General features: G+C 70.7%; 14 protein-coding genes and 1 rRNA gene. 13 read left to right on the forward strand and 2 right to left on the reverse strand.

Translation table 11 applies throughout. The features are described 5' to 3' along the window. The first annotated feature begins 11 nt into the window (after positions 1-11). The 10 genes from H577_RS0109390 to H577_RS0109440 all read left to right on the forward strand — a co-directional run bounded on the left by H577_RS0109390 (position 12) and on the right by H577_RS0109440 (position 10,971). Positions 12-833 (forward strand): ABC transporter ATP-binding protein, encoded by an 822-nt coding sequence (locus tag H577_RS0109390; RefSeq protein ID WP_425411317.1) that lies wholly within the window; start codon positions 12-14, stop codon positions 831-833. Then, positions 815-2,398, forward strand: a complete 1,584-nt coding sequence (locus tag H577_RS0109395) for a hypothetical protein (RefSeq protein WP_029145751.1) — start codon at positions 815-817, stop codon at positions 2,396-2,398. Before H577_RS0109390 ends, H577_RS0109395 begins: the two co-directional genes overlap by 19 nt. Before the next feature lie 17 nt (positions 2,399-2,415). Further along, positions 2,416-3,156 (forward strand): dienelactone hydrolase family protein, encoded by a 741-nt coding sequence (locus tag H577_RS0109400; protein WP_029145752.1) that lies wholly within the window; start codon positions 2,416-2,418, stop codon positions 3,154-3,156. Positions 3,157-3,390: 234 nt separating this feature from the next. After that, complete coding sequence (gene argC, locus H577_RS0109410; RefSeq protein WP_029145753.1) at positions 3,391-4,434, forward strand: N-acetyl-gamma-glutamyl-phosphate reductase; 1,044 nt, start codon at positions 3,391-3,393, stop codon at positions 4,432-4,434. Continuing rightward, complete coding sequence (gene argJ / locus H577_RS0109415; protein ID WP_029145754.1) at positions 4,431-5,588, forward strand: bifunctional glutamate N-acetyltransferase/amino-acid acetyltransferase ArgJ; 1,158 nt, start codon at positions 4,431-4,433, stop codon at positions 5,586-5,588. The genes argC and argJ overlap by 4 nt, the downstream gene beginning before the upstream one ends. Then, positions 5,585-6,487 carry an acetylglutamate kinase gene (argB, locus tag H577_RS0109420; RefSeq protein ID WP_029145755.1) on the forward strand — a complete coding sequence of 301 codons (903 nt, stop codon included), beginning with the start codon at positions 5,585-5,587 and terminating at the stop codon, positions 6,485-6,487. The genes argJ and argB overlap by 4 nt, the downstream gene beginning before the upstream one ends. Further along, positions 6,484-7,731 (forward strand): acetylornithine transaminase, encoded by a 1,248-nt coding sequence (locus tag H577_RS15865; RefSeq protein ID WP_036284391.1) that lies wholly within the window; start codon positions 6,484-6,486, stop codon positions 7,729-7,731. The genes argB and H577_RS15865 overlap by 4 nt, the downstream gene beginning before the upstream one ends. Continuing rightward, positions 7,728-8,711 carry an ornithine carbamoyltransferase gene (gene argF, locus H577_RS15870; RefSeq protein WP_051191910.1) on the forward strand — a complete coding sequence of 328 codons (984 nt, stop codon included), beginning with the start codon at positions 7,728-7,730 and terminating at the stop codon, positions 8,709-8,711. Before H577_RS15865 ends, argF begins: the two co-directional genes overlap by 4 nt. Beyond that, a complete protein-coding gene (gene argH, locus H577_RS0109435) occupies positions 8,708-10,135 on the forward strand; it encodes an argininosuccinate lyase (RefSeq protein ID WP_029145756.1) in 1,428 nt (475 codons plus the stop codon). The genes argF and argH overlap by 4 nt, the downstream gene beginning before the upstream one ends. A gap of 203 nt (positions 10,136-10,338) precedes the next feature. Then, on the forward strand, positions 10,339-10,971 hold the full coding sequence (locus H577_RS0109440; protein WP_029145757.1) for a SatD family protein: 633 nt from the start codon (positions 10,339-10,341) through the stop codon (positions 10,969-10,971). A gap of 21 nt (positions 10,972-10,992) precedes the next feature. Here H577_RS0109440 and H577_RS0109445 read toward each other — a convergent pair whose 3' ends face one another. Continuing rightward, on the reverse strand, positions 10,993-11,580 hold the full coding sequence (locus H577_RS0109445) for a hypothetical protein (RefSeq protein WP_156876605.1): 588 nt from the start codon (positions 11,578-11,580) through the stop codon (positions 10,993-10,995). A gap of 79 nt (positions 11,581-11,659) precedes the next feature. Here H577_RS0109445 and tyrS point away from each other — a divergent pair, with 79 nt between their 5' ends. Together tyrS and H577_RS0109455 are read left to right on the forward strand one after the other, a co-directional pair. After that, positions 11,660-12,949, forward strand: a complete 1,290-nt coding sequence (gene tyrS / locus H577_RS0109450; protein WP_245570376.1) for a tyrosine--tRNA ligase — start codon at positions 11,660-11,662, stop codon at positions 12,947-12,949. A gap of 3 nt (positions 12,950-12,952) precedes the next feature. After that, positions 12,953-13,753 carry a DUF4184 family protein gene (locus H577_RS0109455; RefSeq protein ID WP_029145760.1) on the forward strand — a complete coding sequence of 267 codons (801 nt, stop codon included), beginning with the start codon at positions 12,953-12,955 and terminating at the stop codon, positions 13,751-13,753. Positions 13,754-13,764: 11 nt separating this feature from the next. Here H577_RS0109455 and H577_RS15875 read toward each other — a convergent pair whose 3' ends face one another. Continuing rightward, complete coding sequence (locus H577_RS15875) at positions 13,765-15,120, reverse strand: CoA transferase (protein WP_084516047.1); 1,356 nt, start codon at positions 15,118-15,120, stop codon at positions 13,765-13,767. Between the two features lie 598 nt (positions 15,121-15,718). On the opposite strand from H577_RS15875, the gene H577_RS15880 reads away from it, so the two are divergent. After that, positions 15,719-17,244 (forward strand): 16S ribosomal RNA (locus H577_RS15880). Positions 17,245-17,417 lie beyond the last annotated feature (173 nt).

Consider the following 17,417-nt stretch of genomic DNA (forward strand, 5'->3'; position numbering starts at 1 on the left):
GGCTCGGGACGGTGAGTGCAACGCCCGAGACGAACGCCCCCGCCCCGCAGGTCTCCGCCCCGCCGGTGCCGACGCCGCCGGTGTCCGCGTTGCGCCTGGCGGGTCTGGTCCGCCGATTCGGCGATACGCTCGCCGTCGCCGGGCTCGACCTCGACGTACCGGTCGGGTCGTTCTACGGCCTGGTCGGCCCGAACGGCGCCGGCAAGACCACCACGCTGTCGATGGCCACCGGGCTGCTGCGGCCCGACGCCGGCGCCGCGTTCGTGCACGGGATCGACGTGTGGGCGCATCCGGTGCAGGCCAAGCGGCTCATCGGCAACCTCGCCGACGGCGTGCGCCTGTTCGACCGGCTGACCGGCGAGCAGCTGCTCGGCTACACCGCGATGATGTTCTCGGTGCCGCGAGCCGAGATCGCCGGGCGGGTCTCGGACCTGCTCGAGCTGTTCGACCTGCGGGCGGCGGCCGGCACGATCGTCGCCGACTACTCCGCCGGCATGACCAAGAAGATCGCCCTGGCCTGCGCGCTGGTGCACGCGCCCCGGCTGCTGGTGCTCGACGAGCCGTTCGAGTCGGTCGACCCGGTCTCGGCCGCCAACATCGAGGACGTGCTGCGCGGCTACACCGCCACCGGCGGGACGGTCGTGGTCTCCAGCCACTCCATGGACCTGGTGCAGCGGATGTGCGACCACGTCGCGGTCGTCGCCGCCGGCCGCGTGCTCGCCGCCGGCACCGTCGATCAGGTACGTGCCGGCCAGAGCCTGCAGGACCGCTTCGTCGAGCTCGTCGGCGGCCGCCACGCGTCGGAAGGACCGCAGTGGTTGCGACAGTCCTGAGGCTGCGATACCGGATCCTCGCGAACACGCTGACGCGCAGTCCGTGGCGGTTGGTCGGGTTCTGCTTCGGCGTCCTGGGGGCGCTGTGGATGCTGGGGCTCGCGGCCCTGGCCGTGGTCGCCCTCGTCATCGGCGGGGTGCCGGCGGCCCGCATCGCGTTGCCGTTGGCCGGCGGCGTGCTGGTGCTGGGGTGGCTGCTCGGGCCCCTGGTGGTCGCCGGCGCCGACACGACCATCGACACCGTCCGGCTCGCGCCGTTCCCGATCGGCGAACGCGACCTGATGCGCGCCCTGTTCACGGTGAGCCTCGGCGGAATCCCCGGCATCGCCACCACGATCGTCGCGCTGCTGGCCGCAGGCGCCTGGCTGCCGCATCCGCTCGCCGTGGTCGCCGCCGTGCCGCTGCACCTGATCGGGGTGGGCACCTGCGTGCTCGCCGGCCGCCTCGGCGTCGACGTGTTCGGGGGCCTGGGCGGCAGCCGCCGCGCCCGCGAGGTGATCGGCACCGTCACCCTGGTGCTGGTCGCGATGACCGGCCCCATCATCATCGGCATCGGCGCACTGATCGGCAACGTCGCCCGCGGGCCGGCCGCGTTCGCCGCCGCGGCCGAGATCGTCGGCTGGACCCCGTTCGGCGCCGCCTGGTCGGCCGCCGGCGACATCGCCGGCGGCGCCGTGCTGCCCGCCGTCGGCAAGACCCTGGTCGCCGTCGCCACACCGGCGCTGTTGTGGCTGCTGTGGCGCCGGGCGCTGCGGACGGGCGTCGGGGCGGGGCCCCGGCCGACCTCGCGCACGGTCGCCCCCGGCCGCACCGGGCTGTTCGGGATCGCACCCACCGGGCCCGTCGGTGCGACCTGGGCGCGATCACTCACGGCCTGGACCCGTGACCCGCGCTACCTGCGCCAGCTCGTGTTCGTGCCGGTGTTCCCGGTGCTGTTCCTGATCGCCGGCGGGGGAGTGGACGGTACCCCGTTCGGGATGTCGGCCGTGCTGGTCGCGCTCGTCCTGGCGATCGCCGGGTACGCCGACGTGTCGTACGACGGCACCGCGTTCGCCACGGTGCTCGGCTCGGGAATCCGCGGCTGGGCCGACCGCGTCGGGCGGATGCTCGGCGCGGCGTGCATCGGGGTGCCCGCGGTGATCCTGGTCGCGCTGGTCACCACCGGCCTTGCCGGGGCGTGGTCCCGGCTGCCGGCCGTGCTGGGCGCCGGGCTCGGGCTGGTGCTGGTCGGCTACGGCGTGTCGGCGGTCAGCTCGGCGCTGATCGTGGTGCCCGTCGCCGCCCCCGGCGACAACCCGTTCAGATCGGTGCCGGGGCAGACGTTCCTGTCGGGCATGCTCGTGTTCGTGGTGCTGGCCGCATGCCTGCTGCTGGCGTCTCCCGCGCTGGTGATCGCCGTGATCGCCGCCGGCACCGGCTCGGCCGGGCTCGGCCTGCTCGCTGCGACCGTGGGGCTCGGCACCGGGGCGATCGTGATCGTCGCAGGCGTGATCGCCGGCGGCCGGATCTTCGACCGCAACGCCCCGGCTCTGCTGGCGCAGATCCGCGCGTTCCCGACCAGCTGACGGCGTAGCGTAGGAGCATGTCCGCCACGCTCACCCTCACCGCCCCCGACGGCGAGCCCTTCGCCGCCTACCTCGCGCGCCCGGCCGGCGAGGTGCGCGGCGGGCTGATCGTGATCCACGAGATCTGGGGCCTGACCGACCACATCCGTGCCGTCGCCGACCGGTTCGCCGCCGAGGGGTACGTGGTGATCGCGCCCGACATCCTCAGCCACGGGGGCATCGCACCGGCGCTGGGCGCCGAGCTGTTCGCCGTGATGAACTCCGCAGACGAGAGCGCCCGCACCGCCGCGCAGCCGCGCATGCGCGAAGCGCTCGCCGGCACCCGTGCCCCCGCGTACGCGCGGTGGGCCACCGGTGCGCTGCAGGCCGCCGTCGACCGGCTCGAGACCGAACCCGGCGTCGACGAGCGCATCGGCGTGGTCGGCTTCTGCTTCGGCGGCACCTACGCCTTTCTGCTGGCCACCGTCGACGACCGGCTGCGGGCGGTCGTGCCGTTCTACGGCACCGCGCCCGACGCCGAGGCGATCGCGCGCATCCAGGCGCCGGTGCTCGCCCTGTACGGCGCGCACGACCCCGCACTGATGGAGGCACTGCCGCAGGTGCGCGCCGACATGGCGGCCGCCGGCGTCGAATTCGACGACGTCGTCTACGCCGAGGCATCCCACGCCTTCTTCAACGACACCGGCACCCGCTACGATGCGGACGCCGCCGCCGACGCCTGGGAGCGGGTGCTGCAGTTCTTGGCGACGCGTCTGTGACACGCGTGATTTGCGGATGCCACGGCCCGGGCGCTATCGTCGGGCCATGCCGCAGGCTGTGCCGAACCTCGAGACGCTCGTCGTGAGCCTCGGTTCCGCGCGCCGACGCACCCGCCGCCTGGGCGACCGCCGACTGTAGGCGACCCTGCGCCGCGCCTTCGGGCGCCGTGGGTGTCGCCGTCTTCGGCCCGTACCGGATCCGTCCGGCCGATCCTGGGAAACTAAGGTGGAAGAATGACCTACTCGGTCGCCGTCTCCGGCGCCTCCGGCTATGCGGGCGGCGAGATCCTCCGCATCCTCGCGGCCCATCCCGACATCGAGATCCGCACCGTCACCGCGCACGCCAGCGCGGGCCGGCCGCTGGTCGCGCACCAGCCGCACCTGCGCTCCCTCGCGCACCTGACGCTGCAGCCGACCACGCCCGAGATCCTCGCCGGCCACGACATCGTGTTCCTCGCGCTGCCGCACGGTCAGTCCGGGCAGTACACCGACGCGCTCGACGAGGTCGGGCTCGTGATCGACGCCGGCGCCGACCACCGCCTCACCTCGGCGGCGGACTGGGACGCGTTCTACGGCGGCCCGTTCCACGAGCCGTGGGTGTACGGGGTGCCCGAGCTCGTCACCGCGACCGGCAAGCAACGCGACAACCTCGTCGGCGCGCACCGCATCGCCGCCCCCGGGTGCAACGCGTCGACGGTCAGCCTCAGCCTCGCCCCGGGCGTGGCCGCCGGGGTGATCGATCCGACCGACCTGGTCAGCGTGCTCGCGGTGGGCCCCTCCGGCGCCGGCAAGAGCCTCAAACCGCACCTGCTCGCCGCCGAGGTCCTCGGCTCCGCGAACCCCTACGCGGTCGGCGGCGTGCACCGGCACATCCCCGAGGTCAAGCAGGCGCTGCGCGCGGCCGGCGCCGCCGAGGTGCACCTGTCGTTCACGCCGGTGATCGTTCCGATGGCCCGCGGCATCCTCGCCACCAGCTCGGCCCGCATCGCCGACGGCGCCACCGACACCGATGTGCGCGCCGCGTGGGAGCGGGCGTACGCCGACGAACCGTTCGTGCAGCTGTTGCCCGAGGGGGCGTACCCGCGCACCGCCGATGTGCTCGGCGCCAACACCGCGCTGATGGGGCTGCACATCGACCGCGACGCGAACCGCGTCACCGTGGTCACCGCCGTGGACAATCTCGTCAAGGGCACCGCCGGCGCCGCCGTGCAGTCCATGAACATCGCGTTGGGTCTGGACCAGACCCGCGCCCTCACCGTGAACGGAGTCGCCCCGTGACCGTCACCGCACCACAGGGGTTCGAGGCGGCCGGCGTCGCCGTCGGCCTGAAATCCACCGGCAGACCCGACGTGGCCGTGGTCGTCAACCGCGGCCCCCGCAAGGTCGGCGCGGCGGTGTTCACCTCCAACCGCGCCAAAGCCAACCCGATCCTGTGGTCACAGCAGGCCATCGCCGACGGCGTGGTCGAGGCCGTCGTGCTCAACTCCGGCGGCGCGAATTGCTTCACCGGCTCGTTCGGCTTCCAGACCACGCACCTGACCGCCGAGAAGGCCGCCGAGCTGCTCGGTGTCTCGGCCGGCGATGTGATCGTCTGCTCCACCGGGCTCATCGGCTCCGGCGACCAGACCTTCCGCGACCGGGTGCTCGACGGGGTCGACAAGGGCGTCGCGGCGCTGTCGGCGGAAGGCGGCGACGCCGCGGCATCCGCCATCATGACCACCGACACGGTGCCCAAGACCGCCGTGCGCCGCCGCGACGGCTGGACGATCGGCGCCATGGCGAAGGGGGCCGGGATGCTGGCGCCCGGGCTGGCGACGATGCTCGTGGTGATCACCACCGACGCGGTGCTCGAGCCGGCACAGGCGGACGCCGCGCTGCGCGCGGCCACGCGGCTCAGCTTCGACCGGCTCGACTCGGACGGCTGCATGTCGACCAACGACCAGGTGACGCTGCTCGCGAACGGCGCCGGCGGGGTGGTGCCCGACCTCGAGACGTTCACCGCCGAACTGACCGACCTGTGTCAGGAGCTGGCGCGCAAGCTGCAGGCCGATGCCGAGGGCGCCGCCCACGACATCACGATCGAGGTGCGGCACGCGGCATCCGAGGCCGACGCTGTGGAGGTGGGACGCGCCGTCGCGCGCAACAACCTGTTCAAGGCGGCGATCTTCGGCAACGACCCGAACTGGGGACGCGTGCTGGCCGCCATCGGCACGACGCAGGCGGACTTCGACCCCTACGACACCGACGTGTGGATGAACGGCGTGCGGGTGTGCACCGCCGGCGGCCCGGACGCCCCGCGCGAACAGGTCGACCTCACCCCGCGCGCGGTGCACCTGGTGATCGACCTGAAGTCGGGGGAGCAGGCGGCGACGATCCTGACGAACGACCTCACCCACGACTACGTCCACGAGAACAGCGCGTACTCGTCATGACCGGGCTCATCCAAGACACCGACCCGGCCGAGGCCTCGGCCAAAGCCGCCACGCTCATCGAGTCGCTGCCGTGGCTGCGGCGCTTCCGCGACCAGATCGTCGTGATCAAGTACGGCGGCAACGCCATGGTCTCCGAGCAGCTGCAGGACGCGTTCGCCGCCGACATCGCCTATCTGCGCTACGTGGGCGTGCAGCCGGTGGTGGTGCACGGCGGCGGTCCGCAGATCTCGGCCATGCTCGACCGGCTGGCGATCCCCAGCGAGTTCAAGGGCGGCTACCGGGTCACCTCGACCGAGGCGATCTCGGTGGTGCGCATGGTGCTCACCGGGCAGATCAACCCGCAGCTGGTCGCCAAGATCAACGCGCACGGCCCGATCGCCACCGGCCTGTCGGGCGAGGACGCCGGGCTGTTCGGCGGCCGCCGTCGCGGCGTGGTGATCGACGGCGTCGAGCATGACCTCGGCCGGGTGGGCGACGTCGTGCAGGTCGATCCGCAGCCGATCCTCGATCACCTGTCGGCCGGGCGCATCCCGGTGGTCTCGTCGATCGCGCCCGACCTGGACAACCCCGGTCACTCGCTGAACGTGAACGCGGACGCCGCGGCCGCCGCGTTGGCCGTCGCGCTGCACGCCGCGAAGCTCGTCGTGCTCACCGACGTGCCCGGGCTGTACGCCGACTGGCCGAACCGCGATTCGCTGGTCTCGCACCTGACCGCCGCGCAGCTGCGGGCGATGCTGCCGCAGCTGGAGTCGGGCATGATCCCCAAAATGCGGGCGTGCCTGGACGCCGTGGACGGCGGCGTCGACACCGCAGCGATCATCGACGGACGGGTGCCGCACTCGGTGCTCGTCGAGATCTTCACCCAGAAGGGCATCGGAACAGAGGTGGTGGCGCAATGACCCCGGCTTCGCAGACGCCGACGACGCAGCAGTGGCAGCACGAGGCATCCCGTGACCTCATGAACCTGGGCGGTCGACTCGCCCTGCTCGTGCGCGGCGAGGGTTCGCATGTGTGGGATGCCGACGGCACCCGCTACCTCGACTTCCTCGGCGGGATCGCGGTGAACGCCCTGGGGCACGCGCACCCGGTGTTCGTCGACGCGGTGTCGAGGCAGGCGGCGAGACTCGCCCACGTGTCGAACTACTTCGCCACGCCTCCGCAGCTCGAGCTCGCGGCACGGCTCAAGCGGCTGGCCGGCGCCGGCGAGCACGGCCACGTGTTCTTCGCGAACTCCGGCTCCGAGGCGAACGAGACGGCGATCAAGCTGGCCCGGCTGCACGGCCGCCGCACCGGCGCGACGACGATCGTCAGCCTGAACGGGGCGTTCCACGGCCGCACCATGGGGTCGCTGTCGCTGACCCCCAAGCCCGCCTACCAGGACCCCTTCCGGCCGTTGCTGCCCGACGTCGTGCACATCGACCCCACCCTCGATGCGCTCGAGCAGGTGATCGACGACACCGTGGCGGCGCTGGTGGTCGAACCGATCCAGGGCGAAGCCGGCGTCGTGCCGCTGCCGGACGGCTTTCTGCGCCGCGCACGCGAACTGACCCGCGAGCACGGCGCGCTGCTGATCGTCGACGAGGTGCAGACCGGCGTCGGGCGCACCGGTGAATGGTTCGCGTTCCAGCGCGAGGGCATCGTTCCCGATGCGATGAGCCTGGCCAAGGGCATCGCCGCGGGCTTCCCGCTCGGGGCGCTGGTCACCTTCGGCGACAACGACCTGTTCTACCCCGGCACCCACAACTCCACGTTCGGCGGCAATCCGCTCGCCACCGCCGTGGGCAACGCGGTGCTCGCCGAGATCGAGGATTCCGGACTGCTCGCGAACGTGGCCGCGCGCGGCGCCCAGCTGCGCCAGGCCGTCGCCGGGCTGCCGCTGGTGACCGGAACCCGGGGCGCGGGACTGCTGATCGGCATCACTCTGGCGGCGCCGGTGGCGGCAGCGGTGCGGGATGCCGCGCAGCGCCGCGGCCTGATCGTCAACGCGCCGACCGACGAGGTCATCCGCATCGCGCCGGCCTACACGATCGGCGACGCCGAGGTCGACGAGTTCACCGCCCTGTTCGCCGCCGCGCTCGCCGAGGTGGCGGCATCCGACCCGAACGCACGCGTCGCCACAGGCGACGGAACGGAGACGCCATGACCCGCCACCTGCTGCGCGACGACGACCTGACCCCGGCCGAGCAGTCCGAGATCCTCGATCTCGCACTCGAGCTGAAGAAGGACCGCTGGGCCAACAAGGCGCTCGCCGGCCCGCAGACGGTCGCCGTGATCTTCGACAAGTCGTCGACCCGCACCCGGGTGTCGTTCGCGGTCGGCATCGCCGACCTCGGCGGCTCGCCGTTGATCATCTCCACCGCGAACAGCCAGTTGGGCGGCAAAGAGACCCCGTCCGACACCGCCCGGGTGATGGAGCGGCAGGTGGCCGCCATCGTGTGGCGCACCTACGCCCAATCCGGGCTGGAGGAGATGGCGCGCGGCACGCGGGTGCCGGTGGTCAATGCGCTCAGCGATGATTTCCATCCCTGCCAGCTGCTGGCCGACCTGCTCACGATCCGTGAGCACAAGGGGCAGCTGGCCGGCCTGACCCTCGCGTTCTTCGGGGACGGCCGGGCGAACATGGCCCACTCCTACGTGCTGGCCGGGGTCACCGCCGGCATGCACGTGCGGGTGGCTTCGCCGGCCGAGTATGCGCCGCGCGAGGACGTCATCGCCGACGCCGACCGCCGTGCCGCCGCAACCGGCGGGTCGGTGACCCTGTACACCGACCCGAACGAGGCGGCCGCCGGCGCCGACGTGATCGTCACCGACACCTGGGTGTCGATGGGCAAGGAGGAGGAGAAGCTCCAGCGGATACGCGACCTCGGCGGCTACAAGGTCACCACCGAGCTGATGACCCTCGCCGCCGACGACGCGATCTTCATCCACTGTCTGCCCGCCGACCGCGGCTACGAGGTCGACGCCGAGGTCATCGACGGCCCGCAGTCGGTGGTCTGGGACGAGGCCGAGAACCGGCTGCATGCGCAGAAGGCGCTGCTGGTCTGGCTGCTGCGTCAGAACGGCACGTCGGCCGAGCAGCCGGCCGGGCAGCCTGCCGCGCGGTCGGCTGAGGGCGCGGCATGAGCGGGGCACCGCACGGCACCAACGAGGGGGCGCTGTGGGGTGCCCGGTTCGCGTGCGGGCCGGCACCCGAACTGGCCGCGCTCAGCCGGTCGACGCACTTCGACTGGGCGCTCGCCCCGTACGACATCGCCGGCTCGCGCGCACACGCCGTCGCCTTGCACGCCGCCGGGTACCTCGACGACGAGCAGCTGGCCGGCATGCGCGCCGCGCTCGACCGACTCGAAGCCGACGTCGCCTCCGGCGCGTTCACCGCGGCCGAGACCGACGAGGACGTGCACGGGGCGCTGGAGCGCGGTCTCATCGATCGCGCCGGCACCGACCTGGGCGGGCGGCTGCGGGCCGGCCGCAGCCGCAACGACCAGATCGCCACCCTGGTGCGGCTGTATCTGCTCAACAGTGCCCGCAGCGTGGCCCACGGCATCCTGCGCCTGATCGACGCGATCGTCGCGCAGGCCGAGGCGAACCCCGACGCGATCATGCCCGGCCGCACCCACCTGCAGCACGCGCAGCCCATCCTGCTCGCGCACCACCTGCAGGCGCACGGCTGGCCGCTCGTGCGCGACCTGGAGCGGCTGCGCGACTGGTCGGCGCGCGCGCGGGTCTCGCCGTACGGCGGCGGTGCGCTCGCCGGGTCCAGCCTCGGCCTCGACCCGGCGCTGGTGGCGCGCGAGCTGGGCCTGGACCGCCCCGCCGAGAACTCGCTGGACGGCACCTCGGCCCGCGACGTGGTGGCCGAGTTCGCCTACATCGCGGCGCAGATCGGCGTCGACCTGTCGCGCTTCGCCGAAGACGTCATCCTGTGGAACACCCGCGAGTTCGGCTTCGTCACGCTCGACGACGGCTACTCGACCGGGTCGAGCATCATGCCTCAGAAGAAGAACCCCGACATCGCCGAGCTCGCCCGCGGCAAGGCCGGGCGGCTCATCGGCGACCTGACCGGACTGCTCACCACGCTCAAGGGCCTGCCGATCGCGTACAACCGCGACCTGCAAGAGGACAAGGAGCCGGTGTTCGACCAGGTCGCCACGCTCAAGCTGCTGCTGCCCGCGTTCGCCGGCATGGTCGCCACCATGCGCTTCGACACCGAGCGGATGGCGCAGCTGGCGCCCGAGGGATTCTCGCTGGCGACGGATGTCGCCGACTGGCTGGTGCGTCAGGGTGTGCCGTTCCGCGACGCGCATGAGATCTCGGGCGCGCTGGTGCGGGAGTGCGAGCAGCGGGGGATCGGGCTGGCGGATGCCTCGGACCAGCTGCTCGCGGACGTCTCGCCGCACCTGACGCCGGCCGTGCGCGACGTGCTCACGATCGAAGGCTCGGTGGCCAGCCGCGACGGCGCCGGGGGCACCGCCCCGGTGCGGGTGTCAGAGCAGCGGGCCGAGCTCATCGCCCGGGCGCAGCAGGCCGCGCACGCCCTGGGGCTGTAGGCCGGCTCGTCCGTGCACAACGGCGGGGATTCTCGGCGACACGCCGTGAAAGGAGCCCGGAGCACGGCGTGTCGCGGAAGATCCCCGCAGTTGTGCACACACGTGCGCGCGCGACGGGCGGCGGCCGCGCCCGGGCGGCTGATCAACCCCCGAATATGAGCATAAGACTGATATTCCTGAAACATCAGTGATACCCTGATCTCATGACGGCGGCGGTGATCGTGGACATCGTCGGCTCTCGGCGCATCGAGGACCGGCCGGCGGCCCAGCGCGCACTCGACGACGCGTTGGCCGCGCTCGAGCGCGACCTGCCCGGCGCACAGGTGCCGCTGCACCCGATCGTGGGCGACGAGATGCAGGGCGTGTTCGGCGGGCTGGATGCCGCACTGCGCGCGACGCTGCTGTTCCAACTCGCGCTGCCCGACGCCGTGCAGTGCCGGTTCGGCATCGGGCTCGGGCCGGTCGGTGAGGTGCCTTCGGCATCGGGCGGCATCTCGGACGGCCCCGGCTGGTGGGCCGCACGCGCCGCGATCGAGGCGGTCGAGGCACTCGCCGTGCGCGCGGTGCCGTCCGCCCGCACCCGGGTCGCGGCATCCGGCGACGACGAGGGCATCGGGGATGCCGTCCGCCGCGCGAACGCGTATCTGCTCGCGCGCGATCAGCTGGTGGCCGGCATGAGCGAGCGCACCCGCCGGCTCACCCACGGCCGGTGCCTGGGCCGCACCCAGCGCGCGTTGGCGGCCGCCGAGGGGATCACCCAGTCCGCGGTGTCGCAGGCGCTGCGCACGTCGGGCGCCGCGGCGGTCGTGGCGGGGTTCCGGCTGCTGCAGGACTGATCCGCACCCGCCGCGTCGTGGTCACCAGATCGCCAGGCGCAGCAGCGCCCCGATGACGCACGCCCACGCCAGGCTCGCGAGCGTGCCGACGATGAACCGTTCCCGCGCCTCGGGCTCGCCGAGCTCCGAGAACCGGCCGATGCCCTTGACGGCCACCACCACGGCGATCGCCTCGGGATACCCCACCACGATCGCCACCACGGCGGCCAGCCGTTCCAGGTACCCGATCACCCGCCCGCCGCGCATGAGCGTGCGTGCCGTGCCGTCGTCGTCCTGCGCGCGCACCACGATGCCGCCGTCCTCGGTCTCGCGCACCCGGGCACCGGCGGCGATCTCGAGCACCCGGCGGGTGACCGGGTTGCCGCCGACGACTGCGACGGTCACACCCAGCAGGGTCAGAGCCAGGCCCATGAGTGCCGGTGTGTTCACCGGCGAGACGGCCACGGCCAGCAGCGCCGCCACCACGATGATCCCCGCCGCCAGCAGCGGCGGGGTCGTCGGCCGGCGCAGCGAGACCACGACCAGCACCAGTGCCGCGCACAGTGCCAGGAACAGGAAGATCGACAGGGCCGCAGTCAGCAGCACCTCGGCGTCCGGGGTCAGGGCCATGCCCGGCAGTGTGCCACGGGTCACCGACACAGACCGGCTGTGCCGCGCTGATAGCCTGAAACGCGTGTCTGATTCCGCTCTGAGCGCCCGCGCGCCCGCCAACGACCCGACGTTTCAGAACGTCTGGGATGAACTGGTCTGGCGCGGACTGGTGCACGTGTCCACGGACCGCGAGGCACTGCGTGCCCTGCTCGGCGGAGCCCCCATCACGTATTACTGCGGCTTCGACCCGACCGCCCCGAGCCTGCACCTGGGAAACCTCGTGCAGCTGCTCGTGCTGCGCCGGCTGCAGCTGGCCGGGCATCGGCCGCTGGGCCTGGTCGGCGGGTCCACGGGCCTGATCGGCGACCCGCGCCCGTCTGCCGAGCGCACCCTGAACACGAAAGAGACCGTGCAGGAGTGGGTCGCCAAGCTGCGCGCGCAGGTCGAGCGGTACCTGAGCTTTCAGGGCGAGAACGCCGCCCGCATCGTCAACAACCTGGACTGGACCGCACCGCTGAGCGCCATCGACTTCCTGCGTGAGATCGGCAAGCACTACCGGGTCGGCACGATGCTGAAGAAGGATGCCGTCAGTGCCCGGCTGAACTCGGAGGCCGGCATCAGCTACACCGAGTTCAGCTACCAGATCCTCCAGGGCATGGACTACCTCGAGCTGTACCGGCAGTACGGCTGCGTGCTGCAGACCGGGGGATCCGACCAGTGGGGCAACCTCACCAGCGGCGTCGACCTCATCCACCGTGTCGAGGGCGTGTCGGTGCACGCGATCGGCACCCCGCTGATCACCAACAGCGACGGCACCAAGTTCGGCAAGAGCGAGGGCAATGCGATCTGGCTGGATGCCGAGATGTGCAGCCCGTACCGCATGTTCCAGTTCTGGCTGAACACCGACGATGCCGACGTGATCGACCGGCTCAAGGTCTTCACGTTCCTCGGCCGTGCCGAGATCGAGGACTACGCCCGCCAGGTCGAGGCCGAGCCGCACCGCCGCGCCGCCCAGCGGCGCCTGGCCTGGGAGGTGTGCACCACCGTGCACGGCCTTCAGACGACACAGGCGGTGGCGGCGGCATCCGACGCACTCTTCGGCTCGGGCGATCTCACCGCACTCGACCCCGACGCGCTGCGCAGCGCCCTGCGCGAACTTCCGCACACCGAGGCGAGCGTCGACACCACCGTGGTGCAGGCGCTCGTCGACACCGGACTGGTCGCAAGCCGCAGCGAAGGGCGGCGGGCCATCGCCCAGGGCGGGGTGTCGCTCGACGGAGTGCGGGTCACCGACGACGGCGCGTTCGTGACCGGTGCGCTGCCCGGCGGGGTGTCGGTGCTGCGACGCGGCAAGAAGACGCTCGCCGGGGTGTTCGTCACCCGCTGACGCATGCCGTTCACCCCCAGCCACGCGATCGTCGCGTTGCCGTTCGTCCGGACGCCGCTGGTGCCGGCGGCGATCGCGGTCGGCGCGATGGCCCCCGACCTGCCGCTGTTCGTCCGATTCCTGCCGTTCTCGTATCAGACGACGCACACGAACGTCATCCTGACGGCGTTCATCGCGCTGGCACTGTTGGCGCTGTGGTACCTGATGCTGCGCCCGGCGGTACGCGAGCTGTCGCCGCGGTGGTTGGCGACGCGGCTGCCCCGGGAGTGGGATCTCACGGGGATGGACGCGCTTCGCAGCGTCCGCCCGGGATCACGACACCGGGTGTGGCGGGACCGCGCCGTGTTCGTTCCGCTGCTGGTCGTCGCCGTCTGCATCGGGGTGCTCAGCCACATCGCGTGGGACGCATTCACCCACGAGGGCCGGTGGGGGACCGTGCTGTTCCCGGCGTTGGCGCAGCAGTGGGGACCGTTCGCCGGCTACAAATGGGCACAGTACGGCTCGTCGATGCTCGGGCTGGCGGGGATCGCGGTGTTCTTCGGCGTCTGGGTCGCCCGGCGCCGACCCGAGGCGTCCCTCGTCCGCCGGCTGCCGAACGTGATCCGCTGGTGCTGGTGGATGTCCCTTCCCGCCCTGCTGCTGGGAGCCTGGCTGATCGGCATGGGCGCCTACGGACCGTTCACCGCCGACTGGACGATGCAGCACCTGGCCTACCGTGTGCTGCCGCCGGCATGCGCGGTGTGGGGCGCGCTCACGCTGGTGCTGTGCGTTGTGGTGCTGGTGCGCCGGCCACGGCGGCGGTGAGATCCGGCGGCTCAGTCGCGCCACGCGGGCGCGTCGGCTCCCCAGGGCCGCGGCGCGGCGAACGCCGTGGGCGCACCCGGGTATCGCAGGGCGGGGGATGCGGTGGTGACGACGCTCCCGTCGACGGTGAACGTCTGCGTGTGACCGGTCGCATCGGGTACTGCCGCACCCGGCTGCTCACTGCGCGGCATCCCGAGCAGTTCGGCGGCGACCCGGCGCAGCGAGGTGGTCACCGTCCACGAGCCGCCCTCGATGGCCCGTCGCCGCAGCGCCGCCATGACCCCGGCGGCCAGCAGGTAGCCGGCGGAATGGTCGAGGGCCTGCGCCGGGAGCACGCCGGGCGCGTCGGGGGAGCCCTCGATCATCGCGATGCCGCAGGCCGCTTGCACCAGGCTGTCGAATCCGCGCCGGTCGGGCTCGCCCCACGCGCTCAGCTGTGCAACCACGACGCCGGGTCGGCGTGCGGCGAGTGCGGCGGGTGTCAGGCCGAGCCGGGCGAGCGACGACGGACGGTATCCGAGCACGACGACGTCGGCCGCCTCCAGCAGTGCGTCGAAGACGGCGCGCCCGCCCGCACTTTTCACATCCAGCAGGGTCGAGCGCTTGCCGTGGCCGGTATCGAGGTGCTGCCAGGCGATCTCGACGAGTGCCGGCGGATCGATCCGCAGCACGTCGGCGCCCAGCAGCGCGAGCGTGCGGGTGGCCACCGGACCGGCGATGACACGGGTCATATCGAGCACCCGGATCCCGCGCAACGGCGCCTCGGGATCGATGGGCCCGCCGCCGGCAGATCCGACCCGCCCGGTCGGCGGGGGCGGCTCAGCGGTGCGCTCGATCGCCGCCAGTGGGAGGCGGCGTTGCCGCGCATCCGCGGCCGGGTCTTCGGGTGCGACCACGACGCACAGTCCGCCGGCCGCCGTCACCTGGGCCGTGATCGACGCGGCCGAGCGCGAGGCCACGACGGATGCCAACTCATCACGGCCGGCCGCTTCGTCCAGCCCGAGGGCGCGGCGCAGGGCGGCCGCGTGGTACGGATAATTGCCGTGCGTGCGCACCCATCCGTCGTCACAGCGGAAGAAGCCCGACAGCGGCGCGAACGCGTCGGGCGTGTGTCCGTCGATGCGGAACCACCGATCGCTGGCGTAGGCCACCGCGATCGCGTCCGGATCGGCCCTGGATGCGTGCGTGCCGGCCAGGCCCGCGGCGGCCTCGGCGCACGCGGTCACGACCGCCCAAGCCAGGGCATCCACCGCCGTGCGTGCCGGCAGTGGCACCGCGCAGCCCTCGGCACCGGCCCTGCCGGCGGCCGGCAGACCGAGATCCCGCAGGATGCGGGTCAGCAGAGCGATCGCGGCCTGGGTCTGCATGTCTGGAAGGCTACGCGAGCGCGACCCCGTGCGCGGGGAATCGGGGCAACGGACGGTGTGTCCGCGGTGTCCGCGCACGCAGCCCAGCGCGACCGCGCCCGCGGGAAATCGGGGCTGACCGGCCCGACACGCCCGGGATGCAGGGCCGATTGGCGAGGGTGCCCGCCCGTCGCGTAGAGTCTTACTCGTTCGCCCCAAAGGGTTGAGCGAAGCGGCCGGAAGGCCCCGCCCCCTCAAGCAGCGAACAGAACCCCATCCTCCACCACGACCGGTGACGAACCGGTCCGGACAGTGGTATGATGGGATGCCCGATCCGAACCGCGTGTCGATCAGACCGCCGGCGAGGTTCGGGTATGGTTGTGAGGTTGCCTTCTGGTGGCTGCTCCTGTGGGGGTGGTGCTGGTTGTGTGTCCGATCCTTGAGAACTCAACAGCGTGCACTTGTCAAATGCCAAATAACCTCGTCCTGGCCCTTTTGGGGGTTGGGTGAGATTCCTTTGGATCAATTTTATGGATGTCAGTGACATTCGTTTTTGGTCATGGTTGAACTCGCTGCAGTCTGCCGCTGTTTTCCCGGTGGTGGTTGTGGCTTTCGTTTTTTTACGGAGAGTTTGATCCTGGCTCAGGATGAACGCTGGCGGCGTGCTTAACACATGCAAGTCGAACGGTGAACTCGGGTGCTTGCACTTGGGGGATCAGTGGCGAACGGGTGAGTAACACGTGAGCAACCTGCCCTGGACTCTGGGATAACAGTTGGAAACAGCTGCTAATACCGGATATGAGCGATGGAGGCATCTTCGTCGTTGGAAAGATTTTTCGGTTTGGGATGGGCTCGCGGCCTATCAGCTTGTTGGTGAGGTAATGGCTTACCAAGGCGTCGACGGGTAGCCGGCCTGAGAGGGTGACCGGCCACACTGGGACTGAGACACGGCCCAGACTCCTACGGGAGGCAGCAGTGGGGAATATTGCACAATGGGCGCAAGCCTGATGCAGCAACGCCGCGTGGGGGATGACGGCCTTCGGGTTGTAAACCTCTTTTGGCAGGGAAGAAGCCTTTGGGTGACGGTACCTGCAGAAGAAGCACCGGCTAACTACGTGCCAGCAGCCGCGGTAATACGTAGGGTGCAAGCGTTATCCGGAATTATTGGGCGTAAAGAGCTCGTAGGCGGTTTGTCGCGTCTGCTGTGAAATCCCGAGGCTCAACCTCGGGCCTGCAGTGGGTACGGGCAGACTAGAGTGCGGTAGGGGAGATTGGAATTCCTGGTGTAGCGGTGGAATGCGCAGATATCAGGAGGAACACCGATGGCGAAGGCAGATCTCTGGGCCGTAACTGACGCTGAGGAGCGAAAGGGTGGGGAGCAAACAGGCTTAGATACCCTGGTAGTCCACCCCGTAAACGTTGGGAACTAGTTGTGGGGTCCTTTCCACGGATTCCGTGACGCAGCTAACGCATTAAGTTCCCCGCCTGGGGAGTACGGCCGCAAGGCTAAAACTCAAAGGAATTGACGGGGACCCGCACAAGCGGCGGAGCATGCGGATTAATTCGATGCAACGCGAAGAACCTTACCAAGGCTTGACATACACCGGAAACGGCCAGAGATGGTCGCCCCTTTTGGTCGGTGTACAGGTGGTGCATGGTTGTCGTCAGCTCGTGTCGTGAGATGTTGGGTTAAGTCCCGCAACGAGCGCAACCCTCGTTCTCTGTTGCCAGCACGTTATGGTGGGAACTCAGGGGATACTGCCGGGGTCAACTCGGAGGAAGGTGGGGATGACGTCAAATCATCATGCCCCTTATGTCTTGGGCTTCACGCATGCTACAATGGCCGGTACAAAGGGCTGCGATACCGTGAGGTGGAGCGAATCCCAAAAAGCCGGTCCCAGTTCGGATCGTAGTCTGCAACTCGACTACGTGAAGTCGGAGTCGCTAGTAATCGCAGATCAGCAACGCTGCGGTGAATACGTTCCCGGGTCTTGTACACACCGCCCGTCAAGTCATGAAAGTCGGTAACACCTGAAGCCGGTGGCCCAACCCTTGTGGAGGGAGCTGTCGAAGGTGGGATCGGTAATTAGGACTAAGTCGTAACAAGGTAGCCGTACCGGAAGGTGCGGCTGGATCACCTCCTTTCTAAGGAGCTACTGGATGGCCGGGTTTCCGGTTGTCCCAGTGCCTGGTTCCACGCCGGATGTGCGTGGCCAGGGCTCATGGGTGGAACGTTTGACATGGCATCAGCGCAGCTGAGTCCCGCGAGTACGCCGCACGTTGTGTGGTTGGAAGGTGGGGGTCGGTGAGCGGGGTGC

The organism is Microbacterium luticocti DSM 19459, from assembly GCF_000422405.1.
In the GTDB taxonomy this organism is placed as follows: Bacteria; Actinomycetota; Actinomycetes; order Actinomycetales; family Microbacteriaceae; genus Microbacterium; species Microbacterium luticocti.

Excerpts from the sequence above, each read along its gene's own strand:
- H577_RS0109400 (WP_029145752.1), top strand. The coding sequence starts at position 2,416 with ATGTCCGCCACGCTCACCCTCACCGCCCCCGACGGCGAGCCCTTCGCC.
- argC (WP_029145753.1), top strand. The coding sequence starts at position 3,391 with ATGACCTACTCGGTCGCCGTCTCCGGCGCCTCCGGCTATGCGGGCGGC.
- argB (WP_029145755.1), top strand. The coding sequence starts at position 5,585 with ATGACCGGGCTCATCCAAGACACCGACCCGGCCGAGGCCTCGGCCAAA.
- H577_RS15865 (WP_036284391.1), top strand. The coding sequence starts at position 6,484 with ATGACCCCGGCTTCGCAGACGCCGACGACGCAGCAGTGGCAGCACGAG.
- argF (WP_051191910.1), top strand. The coding sequence starts at position 7,728 with ATGACCCGCCACCTGCTGCGCGACGACGACCTGACCCCGGCCGAGCAG.
- argH (WP_029145756.1), top strand. The coding sequence starts at position 8,708 with ATGAGCGGGGCACCGCACGGCACCAACGAGGGGGCGCTGTGGGGTGCC.
- H577_RS0109440 (WP_029145757.1), top strand. The coding sequence starts at position 10,339 with ATGACGGCGGCGGTGATCGTGGACATCGTCGGCTCTCGGCGCATCGAG.
- H577_RS0109445 (WP_156876605.1), bottom strand. The coding sequence starts at position 11,580 with ATGGCCCTGACCCCGGACGCCGAGGTGCTGCTGACTGCGGCCCTGTCG.
- H577_RS0109455 (WP_029145760.1), top strand. The coding sequence starts at position 12,953 with ATGCCGTTCACCCCCAGCCACGCGATCGTCGCGTTGCCGTTCGTCCGG.
- H577_RS15875 (WP_084516047.1), bottom strand. The coding sequence starts at position 15,120 with ATGCAGACCCAGGCCGCGATCGCTCTGCTGACCCGCATCCTGCGGGAT.